We start from the raw sequence: 415 nt of genomic DNA, 5'->3' as shown, positions 1-415 counted from the left end.
GGAGCCGCTGTTGGGATACCACCCTTGCAGTATTGGGTTTCTAACCAGCCGCCGTGACCCGGCGGTGGGACAATGCCAGACGGGGAGTTTGACTGGGGCGGTCGCCTCCGAAAGGGTATCGGAGGCGCCCAAAGGTTCCCTCAGAATGGACGGAAACCATTCGAAGAGTGCAAAGGCAGAAGGGAGCTTGACTGCGACACCGACGGGTGGAGCAGGTACGAAAGTAGGGCTTAGTGATCCGGTGGTATTAAGTGGGAATGCCATCGCTCAACGGATAAAAGCTACCCTGGGGATAACAGGCTTATCACTCCCAAGAGTTCACATCGACGGAGTGGTTTGGCACCTCGATGTCGGCTCATCGCATCCTGGGGCTGTAGTAGGTCCCAAGGGTTGGGCTGTTCGCCCATTAAAGCGG

1 rRNA gene is annotated in these 415 nt (G+C 57.3%); it reads left to right on the top strand.

Annotation, left to right across the window (positions count from 1 at the left end):
- Positions 1-415 (top strand): 23S ribosomal RNA (locus LIR34_RS17650); the annotation flags it as partial.

It is taken from the genome of Blautia sp. MSK17_66 (assembly GCF_020538025.1).
Classification (GTDB): domain Bacteria; phylum Bacillota; class Clostridia; order Lachnospirales; family Lachnospiraceae; genus Blautia_A.
This window is presented reverse-complemented; position numbering and strand designations above follow the sequence as displayed.